The organism is Bradyrhizobium sp. 956_D2_N1_4, from assembly GCF_052076025.1.
Taxonomy (GTDB): Bacteria; Pseudomonadota; Alphaproteobacteria; order Rhizobiales; family Xanthobacteraceae; genus Bradyrhizobium; species Bradyrhizobium barranii.
The window spans coordinates 3638570-3662795 of the sequence record NZ_CP197237.1 but is presented as its reverse complement, the minus strand read 5'-3'; the positions used below and the strand labels follow the sequence as shown (position 1 = coordinate 3662795).

Sequence of the window (24226 nt, the reverse complement as noted above, 5' to 3'; positions counted from 1 at the left end):
CGACCCCATCATTTCACTGCGCCGGCGGTCAGGCCGCGCACGAAGTACCGTCCGCCGAGGAGATAGATCAGCAAAGTGGGCAGCGCTGCGATGATCACCGCCGCGCTCTGCACGCCATGCTGCGGAATGTCCGCAATTGCGGCAGAGAGCGCGATGAGCGCGGCCGTGACGGGCTGCTGCTGGCCGGTGGTGAATGTCACACCATAGAGGAACTCGTTCCAGATATGCGTGAACTGCCAGATCACGGTGACGATCAGAATAGGAGCTGAGAGCGGCAGGATGATGCGCCAGAAAATACGAAAGAACCCGGCGCCATCGATGCGTGCGGCCCTGATCAATTCATGGGGGATGGCGACATAGTAGTTTCGGCAGAACAGCGTGGTGAAGGAGAGCCCCTGGATCGTGTGAATCAGCACGAGGCCCGTCAGCGTGTTGATGAGACCGGTGTCCCGCAGCACGATAGTCCAGGGAAGCAGGCGCATCTGCTGGGGAAGGAAGAGGCCGAGGGTCACGATGCCGTAGATCCAGTTATCGCCACGAAAGCGCCAGAGCGACACGGCGTAACCGGCGACAGCACCGAGCAGGGTCGAGAAAATCGTCGCCGGGATGGTGACGAGCGCGGAGTTCAGCATGTACGGCCGGATGCCGGCGCAGGTCTCGGCGACGCAGAAACCGCTCCAGGCCTTGGCGTAGTTGCTCCAGGCCAGATGTTGGGGCCAGCCGATCATCGAACCCTGCGCGATCTCCTCGTTGGTGCGGAGAGAGTTCAGGACAACAACAACGAGTGGCGCGAGATAGGCTGCAGCGAACAATGTCACGACGAGATAGATCAGAATTCGGCTCGGTGCGAAGCTGCGGTCACGCATGGGTGGCCTGCCTTCGCTGGACATAACGCCACGCCGCATAGGGCAGCAGCACCGCGAGCAGGATGAGCAGCATGAGCACCGCCGCCGCGGCGCCCCGGCCGAGCTGGCTGCGCTGGAACATGAGGTCGTAGACGACAAGGGCCGGCAGCTGGGTCGCGATTCCCGGCCCGCCATTGGTGAGCGCACGGACGAGGTCGAAGGCTGAAATCGCGAACTGCAACTGGACGACGACGACGGTGATGGTGATCGGAAAGAGCGTCGGCAGAATGACCCGCCAATAGGTTCGGACCGGTCCGGCGCCGTCGATCTGGGCGGCCTTGATGATGTCGGAATCGACGGAGCGAAGGCCGGCGAGGAAGAGCGCCATGGCGAAGCCCGAGGATTGCCAGATCGCGGCAATCACGATCGTCCAGATCGCCATGTCGCGGTCGATCAGCCAGTCGAACCGGAAGGAGGTCCAGCCGAGGTCATGGACGAGCTTCTGGATCCCGATGCCGGGATTGAGTAGCCAGCTCCAGACCGTGCCGGTGACGACGAACGACACCGCAAGCGGATACAGGAAGATGGATCGCAGCACATTCTCGCCGCGAATGCGCTGATCGAGCAGGATCGCAAGCATAAGGCCGGTGATCAAGCTCAGCAGCACGAAAGCACTGCCAAACAGCAGCAGATTGTCGAAGGCAATCTGCCAGTTCCGCGATGCCAGGACCGCGTTGTAGTTGCGCAGACCCACCCAGCCCGTAACCGGAACAAGCGTGGAGGGCGTGAACGAAATCCAGATCGTCCACAGCGAAAACGAAATGAGATGCGCAGCCGACAACAGCAGTGGCACCCAGATCATCAGATATTCGGGCAGCCGGCGCACGACGTCAGACGTCGCCGGCCGCGTTGCTGTGGAGACGGTGTCGGTCAACGCGAACCCTCGACGGCCTCGGCGAGGCGGGTGACCGCCTGCTCCGGCGTGATCGTCTTGTTCTTCACATACTCGGTGAGCACGTCGATCATCGCGGCCGTGAGGCCGTTTTCCTGCGCCATGTTGTGCGCAAGACTCAGGACGGCCTGGTTGTTGGCGACAGCGTCCTTGAGCGCGGCTGCGGTTCGCCGTTGACCGTCCGACCAGCCATCACCGGAGAGGTCGACATCGGTGCGCACCGGGATCGATCCCGTGATCTGCGAGTACATGGTCTGGATCGCCGGATCCATGACGAGCTGGGCCATCAACGTCTGACCGGCCTGGAGGTCCGGCTCCTTGCGCTGCCAGAAGATGAAGGCGTCGGCATTCAACAGGAAGACCGGCTTGCCATTGTCGCTCGGGCCCGGCGTGATCATGAAGTCGTCGAACTTGAAACCGGCGTTACGCAACACGCCCTGCGCCCAGCCGCCCATGATCATCATGCCCATGTCACCGTCGACGAAGCGCTTCAAATTGGTGGCGTAGGGTTGGGCGCCGACGTTGGGGTCCATCCAGTTGGCGATCTTGCGGACCTGGACGAAGGCAGCTTTGATCTCGGGGCCCTCCAGGGCCTTCTTGTCGAGATTCATGATGGCCGCACGGTATGCCGTGGGACTGATGCCGGCCAAAGAGGCCTCGAATTTCTGCCCGTCATCGGGGCGAGTGCCGCCGTTGGCGATGGGGTAGGTGATTCCGCCCGCCTTCATCTTGTCGGCGAGATCGTTGAAGTCGGCCCAGGTGACCGGGACTTTGTCGGCCTTGGCCTTGTCCATCGCGCGCTTGGAGAGAAACAGCATGTTGGTGCTGTAGATCTGCAACGGCAGCGCAATCCACTTGCCGCCCGGCTTGTGCAATTTTGCGAGGTCCGGAGCGACGACCTTTTCGTAGCCGGCGGCCGCGACGAGGGCGTCGAGATCGACAGTCGGGGCGATCTTCGACCAGGCCGCAATCTCGGGGCCCTTCAGCTGCGAACAGGCCGGCGGATCGCCGGCGATGATCTGAGCGCGCAGCTTGTTCATCATCTCGGTGGTGAAGCCGGGGACGGGCGAGTGCTGCCAGACGCCGCCTTTCTCCTCGAATTTCTTGCCGAGTGCGGTGATCGCCGCCCCGTCGCTGCCTGCGGACCATTGCGAGATCGCGGTCAGGCGCGGCTTGGCCGCGCCTTGCGCGCGGGCGAATGCCGGTAATGCGAGTGCGGCCGCAGATCCAGCGAGCAGACGGCGCCTTGTTGTCGTGATCGGCATGGCAGTTCCTCCCGGTGTGAACTTTCTTGGCGCGTTGAGCCACGCGGCTCAGGGCATGTCAGGCGGCCTCCGTGGAAGCCGCGGGCATCCCGCCGCGGCTGGCGAGACAAAAGGCGGCGAAGGCGAGAGCTGCTTGCGGATCGTTGCCGTTCGAGGGCGGCACGAAGGCGAGCGACACCTGCGCCAGTTTCCGCCCGCCGAGAAGGCAGGCGTCGATCCCATCGACCACCGCTTTGCGATCTTCCTCAGAGAGAGCCGACGGCCAACCGCTGACGACGACGCCGCGGCATGGCTTGACGTTGAGCGTGTTGCCGATGGCGAGGCCAAGCCTGAACAGCCGCTGTCGCAATTCCTGCCGCACACGCGAGGTGAGCGGGATCGCGGCCACCCATTCACTGCCGAGCTGGAGCAATTCCGCTTCGGTGGTGCGCAGAAGCTTGGCCAGCGCCGGCAGCGACGTATAGGCTTCGACGCATCCGTGGTGGCCGCAGCGGCAACGCGGTCCATCGTTGCCGAACACCATGTGGCCAAGCTCGACCGGCTGGAGCGCATCCTCCTCGATCGGATCGTCCATCCACGTCCCCGCGACGCCCTGGCCGACGAAGACGAACAGGTGCGCATCGCTGAACGGGTAGTTTTCCGTGCGGCAGCGATGAAAAATGGCGTGCGCGACCACCGAATTGGTGAAGACGACCGGGACGTCCGCAAACAGCTCGCCGAACATGCCGCCGATGCGTTCGACATCGCAGGGAATGATCGGATTGCCGAACTCGCTCAAGCGGCCGAGGCCGGGAATGGTGATGCCGATCTGCGCAAGCGTGATGCGGCGGCGGCGCGTCCAGTCGCGCAATAACGTAGTCGCCTCGCGAAACACGCGGCCGACGCTCTCGACCGTCAGCTTGGCCGGCAGCGGGAGGCGCTCGGTGTAATGCAGCTCGCCCGACAGGCCGCCAACGCCCACGCTGAGCCACTGGCCAGTCAGCTCGAGGGCCGCGAGCGCCACGGAGCCATCGAGCGAGACGAGGCCCGTCGGACCGCCGACATAAGGGGCAGGGCGCCGCACTTCCTCGATCAGGCCTTCGGCTTTCAGGTCAAACAGGATGCGCGACAGGCTCGCCTCGGACAGGCGCACGGCCTTGGCCAGCGGCGGCCGGAACGAGCCGCCGGACTGGAGCAAGTGAGTCAAAATGGCAGCGCGCGTCTGCCGCCGACTTCTCGGCTGCTCCGGCATTTCCATCCCTGTCGTCATTCTTACTTAGTGTAAGAATTTGCGCGCGGAGCGTTTCGACTGTCAAGCGATTGCGGACGCGATCAGTCGACTTGTTGTTGTGCGTGGCAGCAAGATGAGGCGAAGAACCGGTCAGGCTTTCGGTGCGGTGCCTTCGGCCCACTCCGGTAATTCGGCCTTCGGGTCGTACCAGTTGGCGGAATCCGATCGCCAGATGTGCATCTCGGGCCGTTCTGTGATCGGTGTATCGAGGCAGCCCATCCGCAGCAGGACCGTGCTCTTGCCCTCGCGCGAGGCGACGATGTGCGATCCGCATTGCGAGCAGAAATAGCGGGTTTTGCCGGGCGAGGATTCGAAGCCGCGCAGCAAGTCTTCGCCGCTGGTCCAGCGGAAGCGGTCGCGCGGGACGTTGGTGACGGTGGAGAAGGCCGATCCGTGCGTCTTCCGGCAGGTCTGGCAATGGCAGTGCATGATGGTGCCCGGGGTCGCATCGACCTCGTAGGCAACGCCTCCGCAGAGGCAGCTTCCGGTCAGCATCGGGTTCTCCATATCGTAGGGTGGGCAAAGCAGCGTGCCCACCATTTTTGTCTCGCTCGCGGAGAGGTGGTGGGCACGCTGCGCTTTGCCCACCCTACAAATGTCGCCCGCAAACAAAAACGGCGCCATCGCAGGATGGCGCCGTTTCCAAAAGCCCTGAGGCCGATCTTACTTGCGATCCTTGATCGCGACGTAGTCGCGGCGGGTGACGCCGGTGTAGAGCTGGCGCGGACGGCCGATCTTCTGCTGCGGGTCCTCGATCATCTCGCTCCACTGGCTGATCCAGCCGACGGTGCGGGCGACCGCGAACAGCACGGTGAACATCGAGACCGGGAAGCCCATCGCCTTCAGCGTGATGCCCGAATAGAAGTCGACGTTCGGGTAGAGCTTGCGGTCGATGAAGTACTGGTCGCTGAGCGCGATCTTCTCGAGCTCGAGCGCCACCTTCAGCATCGGATCGTCGCCATGGCCGGTCTCCTTGAGAACGGCATGACACATCTTCTGCATGATCTTGGCGCGCGGATCGTAGTTCTTGTAGACGCGGTGTCCGAAGCCCATCAGGCGGACTTCGCTGTTCTTGTCCTTCACCTTGGCGATGAATTCCGGAATCTTGTCGACCGAGCCGATCTCGGCGAGCATCGCGAGCGCGGCTTCGTTGGCGCCGCCATGCGCCGGGCCCCAGAGGCAGGCGATGCCGGCGGCGATGCAGGCGAACGGGTTGGCGCCGGAGGAGCCGGCGATGCGCACCGTCGAGGTCGAGGCGTTCTGCTCGTGGTCGGCGTGCAGGATGAAGATCTTGTCCAGCGCGTCAGCCAGCACCGGATTGATCTTGTACTCCTCGCACGGCACGGCGAAGCACATGTGCAGGAAGTTCTCGGCGAACTTCAGCGAGTTCTTCGGATACACGAAGGGCTGGCCGATCGTGTATTTGTAGGCCATGGCCGCCAGCGTCGGGATCTTGGCGATCATGCGCATCGACGCGATCATGCGCTGCTTCGGATCGTTGATGTCGGTGGAGTCGTGGTAGAACGCGGCGAGCGCGCCGACGGAGGCCACCATCACCGCCATCGGATGGGCGTCGCGGCGGAAGCCCTGGAAGAAGCGGGCCATCTGCTCGTGCACCATCGTGTGATGGATCACGCGGTCGTCGAAATCCTTCTTCTGCGCGGCGGTCGGCAGGTTCCCGTAGAGCAGGAGATAGCAGGTCTCGAGGAAGTCGCCGTTCTCGGCGAGCTGCTCGATCGGATAGCCGCGGTATTCCAGCACGCCCGCGTCACCGTCGATATAGGTGATCTTGGACTCGCAGCTTGCGGTCGAGGTGAAGCCGGGATCGTAGGTGAACAGCCCGGACTGGGCGTAGAGCTTGCCGATATCGACGACATCAGGCCCGACGCTGCCGCTGTGGATCGGGAGATCGTAGTTCTTGTTTCCGACCGTCAGCGTGGCGGTCTTATTGCTTGCTTTTGCGTCCATCAGAGGTCCCCGATGTGTGGTGAAACGGGCCGGACCCGGAAGGCCCCGATGACTTGGTGGGGCAGGCCGGATATTCCAGAAGGTACGGGTGAGATGGGTATATTATTGCTGTGTGCGCTGCAAGATCGCCGCACGCATGGTCGACTTACGTCGTAGCCTAGCCTAGTCCTTGGCCTGGTCCTTAAGCCGGCCCAGGCTTTCCTGGCGTCCCAGCACGTCCAAAACCTCAAATATACCAGGCGATGTCGACCGTCCCGTTAGCGCCGCCCGCAGCGGCTGGGCGACGGCGCCGAGCTTGAGACTATTTTCCTCGGCAAAGGCGCGCAGCGCGGCCTCCGCATTCGCCGCACTCCACGTCTCGACTTTCTCCAGCGCGGAATGAAGCTGGCCGATCAGCTTGCGGTTCTCGGGCGTCAGCAGCGCTGCCGCCTTGGGATCGAGCTCCAGCGGCCGGTCGGCGAAGATGAAATAGGCGCTGTCGATCAGCTCGATCAGCGTCTTGGCGCGCTCCTTCAGGGCCGGCATGGCCTTGAGAAGCTGCGCCCGCGTCGTGTCGTTTAACTTGGCCTTAAGCTCGTTGCGGCTGGGCACGACGTGGTCGAGCACGTCCTCGAACATCTTCACGAGTGATTGATCGTCGGCGTGGCGGATGTAGTGGCCGTTGAGGTTTTCGAGCTTGGCGAAATCGAAGCGGGCGGCGGCGCGGCCGACGCTGGCGAGGTCGAACGCGGCGATCATCTCCTCGGTCGAAAAGATCTCCTGGTCGCCATGGCTCCAGCCGAGACGGACGAGGTAATTGCGGAGCGCGGCCGGGAGGTACCCCATGGCGCGGTAGGCATCGACGCCCAGCGCGCCGTGGCGCTTCGACAGTTTTGAGCCGTCCGGGCCGTGGATCAGGGGGATGTGGGACATGCTCGGCAGCGCCCAGCCCATCGCGTCGTAGATCTGCTTCTGGCGGGCGGCGTTGATCAGATGGTCGTCGCCGCGGATAACATGGGTGACGCCCATGTCGTGGTCGTCCACGACCACCGCGAGCATGTAGGTCGGATTGCCATCGCCGCGCAGCAGGACGAGGTCGTCGAGGTTCTCGTTCTGCCAGACCACGCGGCCCTGGACCTGGTCCTCGATCACGGTCTCGCCGGTCTGCGGCGCGCGCAGGCGGATGGTGGGCTTGACGTCGGAAGGCGCGGTTGCCGGGTCACGGTCGCGCCATAGGCCGTCATAGAGGCGGGTGCGGCCCTCCGCGCGCGCCTTCTCGCGCATGGCGGTGAGCTCCTCTGCGGTCGCGTAGCAGCGATAGGCCTTGCCTTCGGCGAGGAGCTGCTCGGCGACCTCGCGGTGACGCGCGGCGCGGCTGAACTGGTAGATGACGTCGCCATCCCAGCCGAGCTCCAGCCATTTGAGGCCGTCGAGGATGGCGCCGATCGCAGCCTCCGTGGAGCGCTCCCGGTCAGTGTCCTCGATCCGGAGCAGCATCTTGCCGCCGTGCTTTTTCGCATAGAGCCAGTTGAACAGCGCCGTGCGGGCGCCCCCGATATGGAGGAAGCCGGTCGGCGAGGGAGCAAAGCGGGTAACGACGGAGGAGGTCATTCTTGGCAGGGCCTATGCATTGGAGGCGGTGGTATATAACAGGACCGGAGCATAACTAAAGCCCGGCAGCGGACCGCTAAGCTCTTGGCTCAGCCAAACGAATTTGGCAGAAGGGCCGCTGATTTCCCTACAGGATTTTCGTAATGACAGAACCGGTGGCGAACGAGGTTGGGCGCGATTTCATTCGTGACATCATCCAGGCCGACCTCGATCAGGGCAAATACCAGGAGATCGTGACCCGGTTCCCGCCGGAGCCGAACGGCTACCTGCATATCGGCCACGCCAAGTCGATCGCGCTCAATTTCGGCATCGCCCAGGAGTTTCCGGGCCGCTGCCACCTGCGCTTCGACGACACCAACCCGGTCAAGGAAGAGCAGGAATACATCGATTCCATCCAGGCCGACGTGCACTGGCTCGGCTTCGACTGGGGCAAGAACCTGTTCTTCGCCTCGGATTATTTCGACCGCCTGTACGAATGGGCGGAGAAGCTCATCCGCGACGGGCTCGCCTATGTCGACGACCAGACCCAGGAGGAGATCCGCCTCGCGCGCGGCACGCTGACCGAGCCCGGCAAGAACTCGCCGTTCCGCGACCGCAGCGTGGACGAGAATCTCGACCTGTTCCGCCGCATGAAGGCCGGTGAATTCCCGAACGGCGCGCGCGTGCTGCGGGCCAAGATCGACATGTCCGCGGGCAACATCAACCTGCGCGACCCCGTGCTGTACCGCATCCTGCATGCGCACCATCCGCGCACCGGGACCAAGTGGAGCATCTATCCGAGCTACGATTATGCGCACGGCCAGTCGGACGCGATCGAGGGCATCACGCACTCGATCTGTACGCTGGAGTTCGAGGATCATCGGCCGCTCTACGACTGGTTCATCGAAAAGCTGCCGGTGCCGTCCAAGCCGCACCAGTACGAAATGGCGCGGCTCAACCTGACCTACACGCTGCTGTCCAAGCGCGTGCTGACCCAGCTCGTCCGCGACGGTCATGTCGCCGGATGGGACGATCCGCGCATGCCGACTGTAGCGGGGATGCGCCGCCGCGGCGTGCCGCCGGCGGCCTTGCGCGAATTCGTCAAGCGCATCGGCGTTGCCAAGGCCAACAGCGTCGTCGACGTCGGCATGCTGGAGTTCTGCATCCGTGAGGAGCTGAACCGCACGTCGCAGCGGCGCATGGGCGTACTGCGGCCGCTCAAGGTGGTCATCGAGAACTATCCGGAAGGGCAGACTGAAGAGCTTGAGGCGATCAACCATCCCGACGATCCCTCGGCCGGCACGCGCAAGATCACGTTCGGCCGCGAGCTCTATATCGAGCAGGACGACTTCATGGAGAACCCGCCCAAGAAGTTCTTCCGCCTGTCGCCCGGCAACGAGGTGCGGCTGCGCTACGCCTATTTCGTCAAGTGCACCGGCGTGATCAAGAACGACGCGGGCGAAGTGGTGGAGCTGCGCTGCACCTACGATCCCGCGACCAAGGGCGGCAACGCGCCCGACGGCCGCAAGGTCAAGGCGACCATGCACTGGCTGCCGGCGGCGACGTCGGTGCCGGCGGAGATCCGCATCTACAACCAGTTGTTCTCCAATCCGATCCCGGACGCCTCGAACTTCGCGGCCGATCTCAATCCGCAGTCGCTGGAGATCCTCTCCAACGCGCGGATCGAGGCATCGGTTGCGGAAAGCAATTCGACCGAGCCGATGCAGTTCGAGCGTCAGGGCTATTTCGTGCGCGACAAGGACTCGACGCCGGGCAAGCCGGTGTTTTCGCGCACCATCGGCCTGCGCGACACGTTCGCGAAGGAAGTCGCCAAGGGCTGAGGGGATTGGGCCTATGAGCAGTGAAGCCGACGCGATCGTTTCCGCCATCATCGCGAAATGGTGCGCCGGCTTCGCGACGCTCGATGCGGCTGCGCTGTCGTCGCTCTATGCGAAGAACGCGTTCTTCTTCGGCTCGAATCCAAGACTCTATCGGGGCAGGGACGGCGTCGCCGACTACTTCAACGGCCTGCCGCGCTGGCGCAAGCCGAGTGCCGTGTTTTCCGAGGTGCGCGCCGCGCAAGCCAGCCCGGACCTGATCAACATGGCCGCGATCGTGTCGTTTGACCTCGCCGGCGAGAGGGAGGAGTTCTCGGTCAAGATGAGCTGGGTCATCCTCCGCGAGGACGGCGACTGGAAGATCGTCAATCACCATGCCTCGTCGCGCGCGCCGTTGATCTGATGCTGCTGCCGCGCACGGCATCGTCATTGCGGCGATAGCAACGAACGCTGCCCCCGCGCGTTGGGGTGGGTCCAACAAGGAACCCACCATGCAGAACATCGCAGAGCATATGGAAGTCATCGGCGCCGATGGCGTCCACATCGGCACGGTCGACAAGGTCGAGGGCCATCGCATCAAGCTGACCAAGAAGGACAGCGGCGAGGGCAGCCACAAGGGCCACCATCACTTCATCGACAAGGGCCTCGTCGCCGGTGTCGAGGGCAACAAGGTTCGGCTCTCGGCCAAGGCGGACGTCGCCGTGACGATGGAAGAGGAAAAGTAGGGGGACCTTCGCTCCGTTCCTGATCCGTACCGCTATTCGCGCAGCCGCACGTTCCGGTAGCCTCCTGGCCTGTCGCGTATCGTAAGGTGCAGGGAATGGCGGAGCCGGGCCGGCCAGTTCGGTCCCAGGGGATCGCGGGGACTTGGATCGCGGGGACTTGGCCCGTCGGCCGAGCTGCATCCGCATCCGCGGGCGGCCTCGTGCCGGCAGGGTTCGACCTCTGGACGTCGCTGGCCGGGACCCTGCGCGAATGGGCGCGCGCCGAGGCCGGCGCCGGGCGGTTGTTGCCGTGGGTGCCGGTCGCGTTCGGCGGCGGCATCGCGCTCTACTTTGCCGCCGATCATGAACCGGTGCTGTGGGTCGTTGCCGCAACGGCCATCGCGCTCACGCTTGGCGCCGTGCTGTTGCGGCGGAGCCGGTTGTTTGCGCCGGCGATCATGATCGCGGCGGTCGCGGCCGGCCTTGCCACGGCGACCTGGAAGACGGCGCGGATCGCGCACACGGTGCTGGCAAAGCCGCTCTATTCCGTCTCGCTGTCGGGCTTCGTCGAGACCCGCGACATCCGAGAGCGCACTGACCGCTTCGTGCTGCGCGTCACCGCGATGGAGGCGCAGCGCAGCGACGTCAAGCTCGAGCGCGTGCGCCTCTCCGTGCGCAAGGGGACTGCGCCCGAGGTCGGCAGCTTCGTGCAGTTGAAGGCGCGGCTGTTGCCGCCGTTGTCGCCGGTGCGCCCCGGCAGCTATGACTTTTCGTGCGACATGTTCTTCCAGGGCATCGGCGCCTCCGGCTTCGTGATGGGTACGATTGCGGCATCGGTGCCGCCGGATGCCGGTGGCTTGCGGCTGCGTTATGCCGCCTTCATGCAGGGTCTGCGCGATGCGATCGACGCGCGCATCCGAGCCACGCTCAAGGGCGACAACCGGGCGATTGCGACCGCGCTGCTCACGGGCCGGCGCGATGCGATCAGCACGCCCGTCAACGACGCCATGTTCATCTCGGGGCTCGGACATGTGCTCTCGATTTCCGGTTATCACATGGCGGTCGTCGCCGGCGTGGTCTTCTTCGCGGTGCGCGCGCTGCTGGCGTTGATCCCTGGAATGGCGGCCGGCTTTGCCATCAAGAAATGGTCGGCGGCCGCTGCGCTGGTCGCAGCCGCGTTCTATCTGCTGCTGTCGGGTGCGGAGGTCGCGACGCAACGCTCGTTCTTCATGACGGCGGTGGTGTTGATCGCGGTCATGGTCGATCGCCGTGCCATCACCTTCCGCACGCTGGCGGTGGCCGCGCTGATCGTGCTCGCGGTCGCACCGGAAGCACTTGTGCATCCGAGTTTTCAAATGTCCTTCGCTGCGACGCTCGGACTGGTGGCACTGGTGCAGATCGGCATGCCGAACCTGTTTGCGTCGCCCGATCATTCCGCGACCGCGCGGATTGCAATGTGGGGCGGGCGTGAGATCGCGATGCTGTTCCTGGCCTCGCTGATCGCGGGGCTCGCGACCACGCCCTATGCCGCCTTCCACTTTCACCGTGTCACCCCGTTCGGCGTGCTCGCTAACCTCGGGGCGATGCCGGTGGTTTCGGCCCTGGTGATGCCCGCGGGCCTGTTGGGTTTGATTGCAGCGCCGTTTGGACTTGATGGTCCGTTCTGGTGGCTGATGGGGATCGGCATCGACTGGATGGTTGCGGTGTCGCGCTGGGTGGCCGCTTTGCCGGGCGCGGTCGGCCGCATCTCGGCTTTCGGCATCGCACCGCTGATCGCTGCAAGCTTGGGAATCATCGTGATGGGCTTGCTGCGCACGCCGTTGCGCTGGGCCGGCGCGGTGGTGCTGTTAGCCGCGATCCTCTGGGGACTGTGTGCGCGGCAGCCCGATGTCCTGATCGCCGGTGACGGCCAGAGCGTCGCGGTGCGGGGCAGGGATGGGCACCTGCATCTGATCAGGTCGAGCAAGGACAGTTTTCTTCTGAAGGAATGGCTCGCCGCCGACGCCGATCCGCGCGATGCCGGCAGTGCCTCACTGGCCGCCGGCGTGTCGTGCGACGAAGCCGCCTGCGTGACGCCGCTCGCCGACGGGCGCCTGGTCGCGCTGGCCTTGCGCATCGATTCACTGGCTGACGATTGCAGCCGTGCCGCGCTGGTGGTGACGGCGCGGCCGGCGCCGCCGGATTGCGCGGCGATGGTTGTCGACCGTCAGCGTCTCGCAAGGCAGGGCGCGCTGGCGCTGGCGCTGACGCGAAGCGGCGACGGTTTTGCGGTTCAGGCGGCGAAGACGAGGGGGACAGACCGTCCGTGGTCGCCGGCGGCGGCCGGCGAGGCGGATTTCAGCGCGAGCCTTGCGCCGCAGGCGGCGGCTCCCCGCAACCGCGACGCGACGCCATCGGAAGCCGACCTGCAGGCCGAGGATTGAGCGGACGGGTTACAGATACCAGGCCAGCACGGCGTCGAGCCTGGCGTTGCCGATCACCGGCAGGACGACCATCTGGCTCAGTCCAGAGGCGCAGGCCTGCGAGGCCGCGACCGAGACGTCACGCGCGAGATCGTCGTTGAGTGCGGGCATGCCGGTGGCCCAGGCCCCGCCGATGCTGCCTTCGCCTTTGGCGATGGATTTCGTCGCATAGAGCGCGGCGAGGTCGGTCTGCGCGCTGCAATCGCCGGCGCGGAAGACCAGCGCCGAACGGGCCTCGTCTGGGACCCAGATCTCGAAGCGTCGCGCAATCGGGGTCGCCTGCGCGGAGAGGAATGTCAGCACCCAGGTCTGATCGGTGCCGGTCCGGTAGGGAACGCCGACGCCGAGATTGATTCCGACCTTGGCGGCGTCCTCCCAGCGCAGAAAACTCCTGGCATCGTGCAGGTCCTTGATGATCAGCGGCAGGCTGGCTTTCCAGATGCGGCCTGGAAGGCCGAAGCCGCGCGGAAATCTGGTGTGGCGGGAGTTGAATTCGAACATGTCGGCGGTGCCGTAATAGCCGTCGACGAGCCCCATCTCGTGGGAGGTTTCGGCATCGTTGTGCCAGAGCTCGATCGCGCCGACATGGGCCTCGTCATCGCCGCAGAACAGCACCATGACGGCTTGCAGGAATTCGCCTGAAAACACGGGCACCGCCACGCCGCAGGTCAGCCCGGCGGCGATAGCCTGATCGGTCCGCTTGAAATAGGAATCGGTGAATCTGGTGAGGATCACAGGGTGGCCGCTGGCCCAGGCCTTGCCGGGAAGCCCCTCGTCATATGCGAAGTGCAAATCTTCGCTCACGTCCCTAAACGCGGACAACCCTTCGCCGTAGAGGCCGCCGCCGAATTCCAGCCGCATGCGCGTGCGGTCAGGCACCCAGAGTTCAACGACGCGAATGAAGGTCTTCATCGAACGTGCCCGCCGTCCCAAACCGCACCAAGCATCGGCCATTTGGCTGCGGAACGGACGTTCAAAATTCAGGCAGGACAGCGCAAACTTCGTGCGGTGGGAGGCGCAACGGCGTGGTCCGCCCGATGGCGTTTCGCGGGGCACGAGCAACACCATCTCGCCGGCCTCGGCCGGCGATGGCGATTTTCAATCCTGGCCCGACCTGCCGGTCGGGAATGGCGATGTCAGCCGATCGGCAGGCGGGTGATGGTTGGCCGGCTGTCGGTGATGGTCTGCGGCTTGTGCTCGCGCTCGCCGAGCGGCTGGGTCACCGGTAGCTGCAGCACGGTCGCACGCTGGCCTTCGACCAGCTGCGTCACCAGCACGGATTTGCCGTCGGGGAATTCGATCGCATCATGATGGCGATCGGGAATGTGCGGATCGATCTTGCCGAACTTGCCGACGCGCGAATTGACGGTGCGCGTCCAGATCCAGCGATTGTCGTAGCGGACGTTGTCGGCGAAGGCGAGCTCCGTTCCCGGGAGCAGGCAGACCGCGACGGTCGGATCGGCCGCGGAGGCAAAGCCGCGCGTCGAGGTGCCGCGGAAAGTTGTCGTGACGATCGTCTCGCCGACTTCGGCGGGACGCGACGCGACGGCATGCAGGCTGTAGTCACACATCGGGTGCTCCTCATGCAGGGATGGCGACCCACGTCTCTTAATCGAGGCGCAGGCCTCTATCAGAGTGGAAATACCAAACGTTCTGCCGGGTTGTAGGCAAATCTACGGCTCGCCGCCGCAGGCCGCAATCACATTAACTTTCCCGAATCCGCCAGGAACAAAGCCCGCCCCTTTGCATTCTGCAGGCGCGTGTCAGCGCCCCGCAGGCGCCGACCAGCCGGAATATTGCCAGCCCGGCCGCGACGGTTGGTCGACGGCGTCGAGGGCCTTGCGGACTTGCTCGCTTACGGCGGTGTCCTTGCGGACATGGGGCCGCGATTGCGCGGCCAAGGCTTGCACGGCCAAGGCTTGCACGGCCAAGGCTTGCACGGCCAAGGCTTGTACGTCCAAGGCTTGTACGTCCAAGGCTTGCGACGCTGATGCTGCGATCAGCGCCACAGCAATTGTGCTCAGAACGATCCGGCGCATGACTTCTCCTCGAACCTGAAGGCCGCGAAGCAGGGCTGCTTCGTGCGGCGTGCCGAGGATTTACCGCTGGAGGAGGGGCCGGATAATCTGCGCGAAACCAGAAAGACTATCCAGCGGAAGCGGACAATCGTCCGCTCCAATCTCGGATCGGCGCCGCCGATCGAAAGCGCGCGGGGCGCCAAATAACCGATACCGGCACGTCCGGTATCAATACTTCCGGTACAGCCCGATCAGCTTGCCCTGGATCTTCACCCGGTTGGGCGGCAGAATGCGGACCTCATAGGCCGCATTGGCGGGCTCGAGCGCGATCGAGGCGCCGCGGCGGCGGAAGCGCTTGAGCGTCGCCTCCTCGTCGTCGATCAGCGCCACCACGATATCGCCGGTATCGGCGCTCTCGTTGCGCTGGATCAGCGCCATGTCGCCGTCGAGAATGCCGGCCTCGACCATGGAATCGCCGCGCACTTCGAGCGCGTAATGTTCGCCCGAGCCGAGCATGTCAGGCGGTACGCTGATGGTGTGGCTGCGGGTCTGCAAGGCCTCGATCGGCGTACCGGCCGCGATGCGGCCCATCACGGGGACCGCGACGGGGCGCTCGCCCTCGTCCGCCGGCGGGCTCGAAGTCGTGCGGACCTTGCCGAGATTGCCTTCGATGACGCTCGGCGTGAAGCCGCGGCGGCTGCCGGCAGCGGCCTGAAGCTCGGGCAGCTTGATCACCTCGATGGCGCGGGCCCGGTTGGGCAGGCGCCGGATGAAGCCGCGCTCCTCGAGCGCAGTGATCAGGCGATGGATGCCCGATTTCGAGCGCAGGTCGAGCGCGTCCTTCATCTCATCGAAGGAGGGCGGCACGCCGCTTTCCTTCAGCCGTTCGCTGATGAACCGCAGGAGCTCGTATTGTTTGCGCGTTAACATCTCGACCAAAATCCCCCGGTTGATGTCGTTCGATTCCGAGACGCTGAATTCAGCAGTAAGCCGCTACATTCTCGAAACAAATCATGAACAGACACTATATGTTCGATACATGTTCCGCAACTGCTTAATTTACCGTGAACGCGACAAAGTTCGCGGAACGCACGCGAACGAAGCGCTCAGACGGGCAGCCGCAAGACCTCGCAAGGCGTGCCGGCTTCGGCCTTCGACGCGAATGGCGCGCGCACGAGAAGTGCCTGTGCCGCAGCGAGATTCGCAAGCAGCGAGGAATCCTGGTGATTGACCGGAAGGGCGACGAGCGTGCCGTCATCGCGGAGCTCGAGGCGTGCGCGCAGGTAATCCTCGCGCTGGTCGTTGGCGCCGACATCGCGGCCGAGCACCGCGCGTTCGCGGCGGTGATGAATCATCGAACGGCCCGAAAGCGCGCGAATCAACGGCACCATGAACAGGAAGCCGCAAACGTAGGATGACACGGGATTGCCGGGCAGGCCGATCACGCGCATCGCGCCGAGCCGCCCGTTCATCATCGGCTTGCCCGGCCGCATCGCTATCTTCCAGAACGCCATCGAGATACCTTCGTCCCTCAGCGCCTGCTGGACCAGATCGTGGTCCCCGACCGACGCGCCGCCGGTCGTGATCAGGATGTCGGCGCCGCTCTCCCGCGCGCGGCCGATGCCGGCCGTGGTGGCCTCCAGCGTATCGGCGGCAACGCCGAGGTCGATGGTATCGGCGCCCTCGCTGCGGGCGAGCGCGTGCAGGGCGTAGCCGTTGGAATAGACGATCTGGCCGTGGCCCGGCGTCGTACCCGGCATCACCAGCTCGTCGCCGGTCGCGAGGATCGCGACCTTCGGGCGTCGCCGGACTGGCAATTGCGGGTAATTCATGCCGGCGGCGAGCGCGAGGTCGCGCTCGGTGAGCCGGGCTCCCTTGCGCAGCAGCACGTCGCCTTCCGAGAAGTCGACGCCGGCGGGGCGGATGTGCCGCCCCGTTACGGCGGCTTCCTTGATCGTTATGCGCTTGCCGTCCGCGATCGTGTCCTCCTGGATCACGACCGCATCAGCGCCATCGGGAACGACACCGCCGGTGAAGATACGCACGGCCTCGCCGGCGCCGACCGATCCCGCAAACGGGCGGCCCGCCGCGACCTCGCCAATCAGGGTGAGCTGGGAGTCGATCTTCGCCGCATCGACCGCGCGCACCGCATAGCCGTCCATTGCCGACATCGCCTGCGGCGGCTGCGTGCGCCGCGCGGCGACGTCGCGCGCGAGCACGCGGTGGAAGGCTGCGTCGAGCGCGATCATCTCTTCAGGCAGCGGCTCTGCGCCCGCCAGCACCGCAGCGAGCGCGTCGGAAACCGGCATCAGGGCCACGGGTGAAAACTCCTGCTGGGCCCGTTCGGGCAAATCGGCGGCGAGAGTTCTAGCCGAGTGCAGGCGCAGAGGCAAAACAGTGGCCGCGCAGGATGATTTATCCTGCGTCATCCGCTCTGCGATGAAGGGTGAGCATCAAGTCCGCCGCGGCATGATCCAGAAGGCGAGACAGACCGGTACGAGGATGGCCATGGCGAGGACGAGAAGGACGAGAGCCACGGCCAGCATCGGTCAACTCCCCGGCGGCTTGTACGGACTGACGTCCGGCGCTGCGGGGCCCTGATCCTTGTCAGGCAGCGGGTCGGCCTGGGATTTCAGGTCGGCGGCCTTGCTGATCAGTTTTGCGGAGAGGTCAGAATCCGAGGTGGTTCTGGCGAATTTCATCAGCAGAGAGGCTTGCTTGGTAAGGTAGGTTTTGCCCAACACGACGATAAGCCCGATGTAGAATTCCCAACGGACTCATGAGTCCCGAGAGGGGCAATCGTTCCGGGAACTCCGTATAAAAATGCACAAAGGGTTTTGGTTCCTCGCCCCCAGGCAAAATAGTTCCACTCGCGGCCCGTCGGCTTGCCGGCCAGAGGTCAGATTCCGAGCGCCTTGAGGGCATTCCCGACGTCGCGGGGCGAGGTCACGTGGACCGCGGTCAGGCCGCGCGACCGCGCTCCTTCGATGTTCTCGGCAAGATCGTCGAAGAACACGATACGGTTCGCCGGCACGCCGATCGCGGCCACGACATGGTCGAAGGCCTCCACATCCGGTTTGCGCAGGCCGATGCTGGACGACAGATACAGCTCGCGGAAATGGCCGAGCAGGCCGGCATATTCCTTCGAGAAGTGGTCCACATGCGGCCGGTTGGTGTTGGAGAAGGCGTAGAGCGGCAACTGCTTCGCCGCACGCGGCAGCAGCTCGGCGATGTCGGGCATCTCGCCGGCGAAGATCGCGTTCCAGCCCTCCAGGAACTGCGCGTCCGAAATGCCGATCCCGAGCGAGGCGCGCAGCGAGTCAAAATAGGCCTCGTCGCTGATCTTGCCGACCTCGTGCAGCCGGTAGGCTTCGCTGTCCCGCACGTAGCGCGCGACGATGGCGTCCGGCTTGCAGCCGGCATGTCCCGCCCAGCAGGCGATCGCCTTGGAGAAATCGATGTCGAGCACGACGCGCCCGAGATCGAACAGCAGCGCGTCCGCGCTGCCGGGAGAGAGCGAGCTCATTGCATCCTTTCACTCAATATCGATAGGGGTCATGGTCGAACAGCGGGAACGCGCTGAACACGCTCGGCGCATTCGTTGCAGTCGCCTGGTGCAGGCAGGACTTGTCGACCTCGGCGAATGAGGTGGCGCCCAAGAGGCCGAGGCAGCGCAGCACCTCGTCCTCGAGCAGCTCCAGCATTCGCCTCACGCCGGCCTCGCCGGCCGCCGCCAATGCCCAGCATTGCAGCCGGCCGATGCCGACCATGTCCGCGCCCGCCGCGATCGCCTTGACGATGTCGGTGCCGCGGCAGAAGCCACCGTCGACCATGATCTTGGCGCGTCCCTTCACGGCGTCGACGATCTCGGGCAGCACATGCATGGCGCCGCGGCCGTGATCGAGCTGGCGGCCGCCATGGTTGGAGACGTAGATCCACTCGACGCCGTGGTCGACCGCGATCCGGGCGTCCTCGGCGGTGGCGATGCCCTTCAGGATGAGCGGGATCTTGAACTTGTCCTTGATCATCTTCACGGTCCGCCACTCCAGGCCCTTCTGGTAATCGCCGCCGGTGGCGCGCAGGCGGCTCTCGCGAACATAGCGCTTGGCAATGTCACGTTCGCGACGGCTGTAATGGGCGGTGTCAACGGTCAGGCAGAAGGCGGCGTAGGCGTTCTTCTCGCTCCGGCTGACGACATCGGCGACGAAATCGTCGTCGCCGCGCACATAGAGTTGATAGAGCCGCAGCGCGTCAGGGGCGGCCTCGGCGGTCTTCTCCAGGCCGGGCTCGGACACCGAGCTCAGCATGTGCGCCGCGCCGAAGGTGCCGCAGGCGCGGGCGACGCTCGCCGCGCCATCCGGATCGAAGATCTCCAGTGCGCCGACAGGGGCCAGCACCACCGGCAGCCGCATCCTGCGCCCGAACAGCTCGACCGAGCCGTCGACCTCGCGGACGTCGCGCAGCACGCGCGGCCGGAAGGCGATCTCGTCCAGCGCCATGCGGTTGCGGCGCATCGTGGTCTCGGTCTCGGCGGCGCCGACGATATAGTCCCAGGCGTTCTGGTTGAGGTTGGCGCGCGCCTTGCGGATGAATTCGTGCAGGTTCTGGAATGGCTCGGCGCTGGCGCCGAGTTCGACGTTCCTTTCCGGCCGGATGCGGGGCGCGTCGTTCATTGTTGTCCTCCCGAGAATTTGAAGCCTTGTTGTCATCGCCTATCGTGTCCGGCCCTCCAAAACCATCCTAAAATCGCATAGCTGAGAGGCGTGGGCCGGCCGGCCGATTCCCGCCTTGCGCGAAACGGTCTCGGAACGTTGCCAAAAGTTTAGGCCCGGGCGAAGGGATTTTTACGATGTACCCGCCGGCGTGGCGTCCCGGCCTTGAAGAAACCAGAATGGTATTGTGAACAGCGGGCTGGATCGCCATTTGCATGGCGCCTCACAAGCCCAAAGCAAAGCTCCAGCAAGAAGGCCAGCCTATCCATGCGGAAAAACCTGCTGTTCCCCCTGGGCGCACTCACGGGAGCGTGTCTAACCCTTCTGGTCGCCAGCCCGCACGGTGGAGTATGGGCGGCACGGGCGGCAGCGAGCGCGGATGATGCCTATTCCCGTCTCAATCTGTTCGGCGAAGTGTTCGAGCGGGTGAAGGCGAGCTATGTCGAGAAGCCCGACAATTCCAAGCTGATCGAAGGCGCGATCACCGGCATGGTGACCTCGCTCGATCCGCATTCACGCTACATGAACGACAAGGCCTGGACCGAGATGCAGGAGACCACCTCCGGCGAGTTCGGCGGGCTCGGCATCGAGGTCACGATGGAGGACGGCCTGGTCAAGGTCGTCTCGCCGATCGACGACACGCCGGCGTCCAAGGCCGGGATCATGTCCGGCGACCTCATCAGCAAGATCGACGGCGATGCCGTGCAGGGCATGACGCTCGAGCAGGCCGTCAACAAGATGAAGGGGCCGGTCGATACCCAGACCAAGCTCACCATCGTGCGCAAGGGCGCCGACGCTCCGCTCGACGTCGCGATCAAGCGCGAGATCATCCATGTGCGTCCGGTGCGCTTCCACGTCGAGAACGGCGACATCGGCTATATCCGCGTCACCTCGTTCAACGAGCAGACCACCGACGGCCTGAAGAAGGCGATCGCGTCGATCTCCAAGGAGGTCCCGCCGGAGAAGCTGGTCGGCTACGTGATGGACCTGCGCAACAATCCGGGCGGCTTGCTCGACCAGGCCGTGTCGGTGTCGAGCGCGTTCCTCCAGCGTGGCGAGGTCGTCTCGACCCGCGGCCGCAATCCCGAAGAGACCCAGCGCTTCACCGCGCATGGCGGCGACCTCACCAAAGGCAAGCCGCTGGTGATTCTGGTCAATGGCGGCTCGGCTTCGGCCTCGGAGATCGTCGCAGGCGCGCTGCATGACCACAAGCGTGCCACGATCATCGGCACGCGCTCGTTCGGCAAGGGCTCGGTGCAGACCATCATTCCGCTCGGCGCCGGCAATGGCGCGCTGGCGCTGACCACGGCGCGCTACTACACGCCGTCGGGCCGCTCGATCCAGGCCCAGGGCATCGCGCCCGACATCGAGATCCTCCAGGATGTGCCGCCCGAGCTGAAGGGCCGGATGGACACCATGGCGGAGTCCCAGATGCGCGGCCATCTGCAGGCCGCCGACGGCACCGAGCAGACCGGATCGCAGTCCTATGTCCCGCCGGAAGAGAAGGACGACAAGGCCCTGCATGCGGCCTACGACTTCCTGCACGGCGTGACCGCGAATGCGGTCGCCGCCAAGCCTGCGCCGAAGGCGGCGGTACCGAACTAAGCCTTACGACGTTCAGATATCGCCCGGGAGCGGATGACCGCTCCCGGGCGAATTCGTGCGGTGACGCTTCCAATTGTTGGGAAGACCGCCCTAGCTGGCCTCGCGGCGCCGGCTTCCTTCGCCACCGCGCTGGGCGAGGCGGCTGCGATGCAGCGCGAACAGCTCCAGCACCTTGCCGGCCGGTTTTGCGGCACTGAACAGGTAGCCCTGCATCTCGGAGCAGCCGAGCGCGCGGAGCAAGCGCTGCTGCTCCTCGGTCTCGACGCCCTCGGCCGTTGTGGTCATGCGGCGGGCGGCAGCCAGGTTAACGACGGCCTGCACGATGCTGGCGGAGCCGTCGGGACCGGCGATGTCGCTGACGAAGCAGCGGTCGATCTTGATCTTGTCGAACGGGAAGCGGTGCAGATAGCTCAGCGAGGAGTAGCCGGTGCCGAAATCGTCGAGTGCGATCCGCACGCCGATGGCGCGGAGCTGATGCAGGATCGCAAGCGCGGTGTCGTCGTCGCGGATCAGCACGGCCTCGGTGATCTCGAGCTCGAGCCGGCTCGCCGGCAAATTGGAGGCGGCAAGGGCCGCCATGATCTTCAGCGCCAGCGTGCCGCTCTTGAACTGCACCGGCGAGACGTTGACGGCGAGGCGGATGTCGTCGGGCCAGTTGGCGGCATCGCGGCAGGCGGTGGCCAGCACCCATTCGCCGATCTCGTTGATCAGGCCGGTGTCTTCGGCGATCGGGATGAACTCGGCGGGCGAGACCATGCCGCGCTCGGGATGGCGCCAGCGCACCAGCGCCTCGCAGCCGGTGATGCGGTCGTCCTTCAGGGCGAGACAGGGCTGGTAGTAGACCTCGAGCCCGCCTTCGAGCCCACCTTGGGCGATGGCATGGCGCAGATCGATCTCGAGCTGCCGGCGCTCCTGGACCTTGGCGTCCATCTCCGGCTCGAAGAAGCGATAGGTGCGGCGTCCGGCGGCCTTGGCGGCATACATCGCCATGTCCGCGTTCTTCAGGATCTGGTCCAGCGCGGTGCCGTGTCGTGGCGCCAGCGCGATGCCGATACTGGCGTCCGTGGTGAGATGATGGCCCATGCAGTCGAACGGCGCGCGGATGGCCTGGAAGATCCGCGCGACGAGCTCGTTGACCTGCTCCAGCGACGTCACCGCGCTCTGTACGATGGCGAATTCGTCGCCGCCGAGCCGCGCCACGAAGTCCTGCGGACCCTCGCAGCGGCTGAGGCTCGTCGCGATCGATTTCAACAGCTCGTCGCCGACGAGATGGCCGAGCGCGTCGTTGACGCCCTTGAACTCGTCGATGTCGATGTAATGCACCGCGATCTCTTCGCCACCGGCGATGGCGGCGAGCTCCGCGCGCAGGTGCTCGTGGAACATGGTGCGGTTGGGCAGGTCGGTCAGCGCGTCGTAATGGGCGAGGTGGGTGATGCGCTCTTCGATGCGCCGGCGCTCGGTGACGTCTTCGTGGGTCGCCACCCAGCCTCCGTCCGCGAGCGGCTCGTTGAGGATGTGGATCGAGCGCCCGTCGGAGGTGTCGACCACCATGGAGTTACGCACATGGATGTCGCGCAGCACACGGACGACATAGTCGCCGATGTCGCCAGTGAACGAGCCGGTCGCCTTGCGGTGGGCGATGATGTCGTGGAAGCTTGAGCCGGGCTTCACCACCTCGGCCGACAGGCCGTACATCTCGATGTAGCGCTGGTTGCAGATCACCAGCCGCCGCTCGGCATCGAACAGCAGCAGGCCCTGCGTCATGTTGTTGACGGCGCGGTCGAGGCGCTGCTTCTCCAGCGTCAGCCGCTCGCGGGAGGCGCGGTGCTGCTCCAGCAGCTTGCGCACGATCGCGATCAGCACGCCCGCGATGGCGAGCGCGGAGGCGCCCGCAACCGAGATCAGGATGCCGATCTGCTCGCGCCAGTCCGTTAGCGCCGCCGCGCGCGTCGTGGTGGCCATCATCAGGATTGGGAAGTGGGGCAGGGCACGCGAGGAGATCAGACGGTCTTCTCCGTCGACGGGGCTCATGATGCGGCCGGCGAAGTGATCGAGCCCGAATATCCTCTGCTGCTCGAACGGGCCGGTCTTGAAATTCCTGCCCATCTGCTCGCTGGAATGGGGATAGCGAGCGAGCAGCGTGCCGTCGCGATGCAGCATCGAGATCGTGGCGCCTTCGCCGAGCACGACGGAGGCGAAGAACTTCTCGAAATTGGCCGGTTCGATGCCGCGTCCGACCACGCCCATGAACTCGCCGTTCGGTCCCACGATCTTGCGCACGATCAGGATGGTCCAGGCGCCGGAGACGCGGCTGTGCACCGGCTCGATCAGCACGTTCGGCGAGTAAGGATCGTATTTGAAAGTACGAAAATAGGCGCGATCGGCGACGTTCACTTTGGGGGCCGGCCACGCCGTCGAGGAGTTGATGAGATTGCCTTCGGCATCGATGATGTTGACGCCGCCCATGTAGGGCAGCGCCTCGATCTTCGAGCGCAGCATCCGGTGGACGTCCTGGCCGGAGAGGCGCTTGCGATAGTCCTCGGCGCTTGCGATGCCGGTCGCGCGGACGTGGTCGACGAAATCCTTCTGGATGACCGCGAAATCCTGCAACTGCTGATCGAAATGATGAGCGAGCAGAAGGACGGTGTTTTCCAGCTCGCGCCCGCTGTTGCGCAGCGCGCGCTCTCGGAAATTCTGCGCCATCAGGACCGAGCCAATGGCGATGGCCGCGATCAGCAACGTGCCGCCCACGACCAGCCAGCGGATCGGTCCGCTGCGCACGAAGACCTGGTCAAAGAGGCGACTGCCGTATTTCGTCATCATGTCGATCGTTGCCGCGCACACGTCAGGATCGCTTCTTGATCCCGAGAACATCCATTGGTTTACGGAAACGATATGGAGGCGAAGTTAGGAAGCGCGGTTAATGCGACATGAACGGCCGCGCACAAAAGCAATCGATGCGCGCGACGCAAGACGTGCAGGAATTGCCGCAAGCTCTCGCGATGCCGGTCAATTCCT

General features: G+C 64.9%; 21 protein-coding genes. 5 read left to right on the top strand and 16 right to left on the bottom strand.

All coding sequences use genetic code 11. The features are described 5' to 3' along the window. Window positions 1–8: 8 nt before the first annotated feature. The 7 genes from AB7535_RS17175 to gltX all read right to left on the bottom strand — a co-directional run bounded on the left by AB7535_RS17175 (window position 9) and on the right by gltX (window position 7890). Complete coding sequence (locus AB7535_RS17175) at window positions 9–866, bottom strand: carbohydrate ABC transporter permease (protein WP_167767915.1); 858 nt, start codon at window positions 864–866, stop codon at window positions 9–11. Next, window positions 859–1779 (bottom strand): carbohydrate ABC transporter permease, encoded by a 921-nt coding sequence (locus AB7535_RS17170; RefSeq protein WP_167767914.1) that lies wholly within the window; start codon window positions 1777–1779, stop codon window positions 859–861. The genes AB7535_RS17175 and AB7535_RS17170 overlap by 8 nt, the downstream gene beginning before the upstream one ends. After that, window positions 1776–3062, bottom strand: a complete 1287-nt coding sequence (locus AB7535_RS17165; protein WP_135213806.1) for an ABC transporter substrate-binding protein — start codon at window positions 3060–3062, stop codon at window positions 1776–1778. Before AB7535_RS17165 ends, AB7535_RS17170 begins: the two co-directional genes overlap by 4 nt. A gap of 58 nt (window positions 3063–3120) precedes the next feature. After that, window positions 3121–4299, bottom strand: a complete 1179-nt coding sequence (locus tag AB7535_RS17160) for an ROK family transcriptional regulator (protein ID WP_354077796.1) — start codon at window positions 4297–4299, stop codon at window positions 3121–3123. A gap of 123 nt (window positions 4300–4422) precedes the next feature. Further along, window positions 4423–4872, bottom strand: coding sequence for a GFA family protein (locus AB7535_RS17155; RefSeq protein WP_244623051.1), 450 nt, complete (start codon window positions 4870–4872; stop codon window positions 4423–4425). Between the two features lie 123 nt (window positions 4873–4995). Beyond that, window positions 4996–6300, bottom strand: coding sequence for a citrate synthase (gene gltA, locus AB7535_RS17150; RefSeq protein ID WP_071913479.1), 1305 nt, complete (start codon window positions 6298–6300; stop codon window positions 4996–4998). Window positions 6301–6462: 162 nt separating this feature from the next. After that, window positions 6463–7890: a glutamate--tRNA ligase gene (gene gltX / locus AB7535_RS17145; RefSeq protein WP_135213804.1), complete on the bottom strand. Its 1428-nt coding sequence runs from the start codon at window positions 7888–7890 to the stop codon at window positions 6463–6465. A gap of 143 nt (window positions 7891–8033) precedes the next feature. On the opposite strand from gltX, the gene AB7535_RS17140 reads away from it, so the two are divergent. The 4 genes from AB7535_RS17140 (at window position 8034) to AB7535_RS17125 (ending at window position 12834) form a co-directional block, all read left to right on the top strand. Further along, on the top strand, window positions 8034–9710 hold the full coding sequence (locus tag AB7535_RS17140; protein WP_135213803.1) for a glutamine--tRNA ligase/YqeY domain fusion protein: 1677 nt from the start codon (window positions 8034–8036) through the stop codon (window positions 9708–9710). A 13-nt stretch (window positions 9711–9723) separates the two neighbouring features. Further along, entirely contained in the window at window positions 9724–10110 is a 387-nt protein-coding gene (locus tag AB7535_RS17135) for a YybH family protein (RefSeq protein ID WP_135213802.1), read from the top strand. Between the two features lie 88 nt (window positions 10111–10198). Next, entirely contained in the window at window positions 10199–10432 is a 234-nt protein-coding gene (locus tag AB7535_RS17130) for a DUF2171 domain-containing protein (RefSeq protein WP_028149639.1), read from the top strand. A 95-nt stretch (window positions 10433–10527) separates the two neighbouring features. Further along, entirely contained in the window at window positions 10528–12834 is a 2307-nt protein-coding gene (locus tag AB7535_RS17125; protein WP_439036693.1) for a ComEC/Rec2 family competence protein, read from the top strand. A gap of 9 nt (window positions 12835–12843) precedes the next feature. Here AB7535_RS17125 and AB7535_RS17120 read toward each other — a convergent pair whose 3' ends face one another. The 8 genes from AB7535_RS17120 to AB7535_RS17085 all read right to left on the bottom strand — a co-directional run bounded on the left by AB7535_RS17120 (window position 12844) and on the right by AB7535_RS17085 (window position 19564). Continuing rightward, window positions 12844–13785: a GAF domain-containing protein gene (locus AB7535_RS17120; RefSeq protein WP_135213800.1), complete on the bottom strand. Its 942-nt coding sequence runs from the start codon at window positions 13783–13785 to the stop codon at window positions 12844–12846. Window positions 13786–14009: 224 nt separating this feature from the next. Then, the gene (locus AB7535_RS17115; protein ID WP_247305127.1) at window positions 14010–14444 is read right to left on the bottom strand and encodes a hypothetical protein; all 435 of its coding nucleotides are present in this window, start codon (window positions 14442–14444) and stop codon (window positions 14010–14012) included. A 192-nt stretch (window positions 14445–14636) separates the two neighbouring features. Further along, the gene (locus tag AB7535_RS17110) at window positions 14637–14912 is read right to left on the bottom strand and encodes a hypothetical protein (RefSeq protein ID WP_439036692.1); all 276 of its coding nucleotides are present in this window, start codon (window positions 14910–14912) and stop codon (window positions 14637–14639) included. 207 nt (window positions 14913–15119) lie between these two features. Beyond that, window positions 15120–15821, bottom strand: a complete 702-nt coding sequence (gene lexA / locus AB7535_RS17105) for a transcriptional repressor LexA (RefSeq protein ID WP_014494969.1) — start codon at window positions 15819–15821, stop codon at window positions 15120–15122. Between the two features lie 176 nt (window positions 15822–15997). After that, a complete protein-coding gene (locus tag AB7535_RS17100; RefSeq protein ID WP_135213798.1) occupies window positions 15998–17209 on the bottom strand; it encodes a molybdopterin molybdotransferase MoeA in 1212 nt (403 codons plus the stop codon). Between the two features lie 231 nt (window positions 17210–17440). Then, complete coding sequence (locus tag AB7535_RS17095) at window positions 17441–17593, bottom strand: hypothetical protein (protein WP_244623050.1); 153 nt, start codon at window positions 17591–17593, stop codon at window positions 17441–17443. 197 nt (window positions 17594–17790) lie between these two features. Beyond that, window positions 17791–18417: an HAD family hydrolase gene (locus tag AB7535_RS17090; protein WP_135213796.1), complete on the bottom strand. Its 627-nt coding sequence runs from the start codon at window positions 18415–18417 to the stop codon at window positions 17791–17793. Window positions 18418–18430: 13 nt separating this feature from the next. Next, window positions 18431–19564, bottom strand: a complete 1134-nt coding sequence (locus AB7535_RS17085; protein ID WP_135213795.1) for an alpha-hydroxy acid oxidase — start codon at window positions 19562–19564, stop codon at window positions 18431–18433. 306 nt (window positions 19565–19870) lie between these two features. On the opposite strand from AB7535_RS17085, the gene AB7535_RS17080 reads away from it, so the two are divergent. Then, window positions 19871–21208, top strand: coding sequence for a S41 family peptidase (locus AB7535_RS17080; RefSeq protein ID WP_028149630.1), 1338 nt, complete (start codon window positions 19871–19873; stop codon window positions 21206–21208). Window positions 21209–21298: 90 nt separating this feature from the next. Here the strand turns inward: AB7535_RS17080 and AB7535_RS17075 are convergent, their stop codons facing one another. Next, a complete protein-coding gene (locus AB7535_RS17075; RefSeq protein ID WP_354077798.1) occupies window positions 21299–24031 on the bottom strand; it encodes a bifunctional diguanylate cyclase/phosphodiesterase in 2733 nt (910 codons plus the stop codon). Window positions 24032–24226 lie beyond the last annotated feature (195 nt).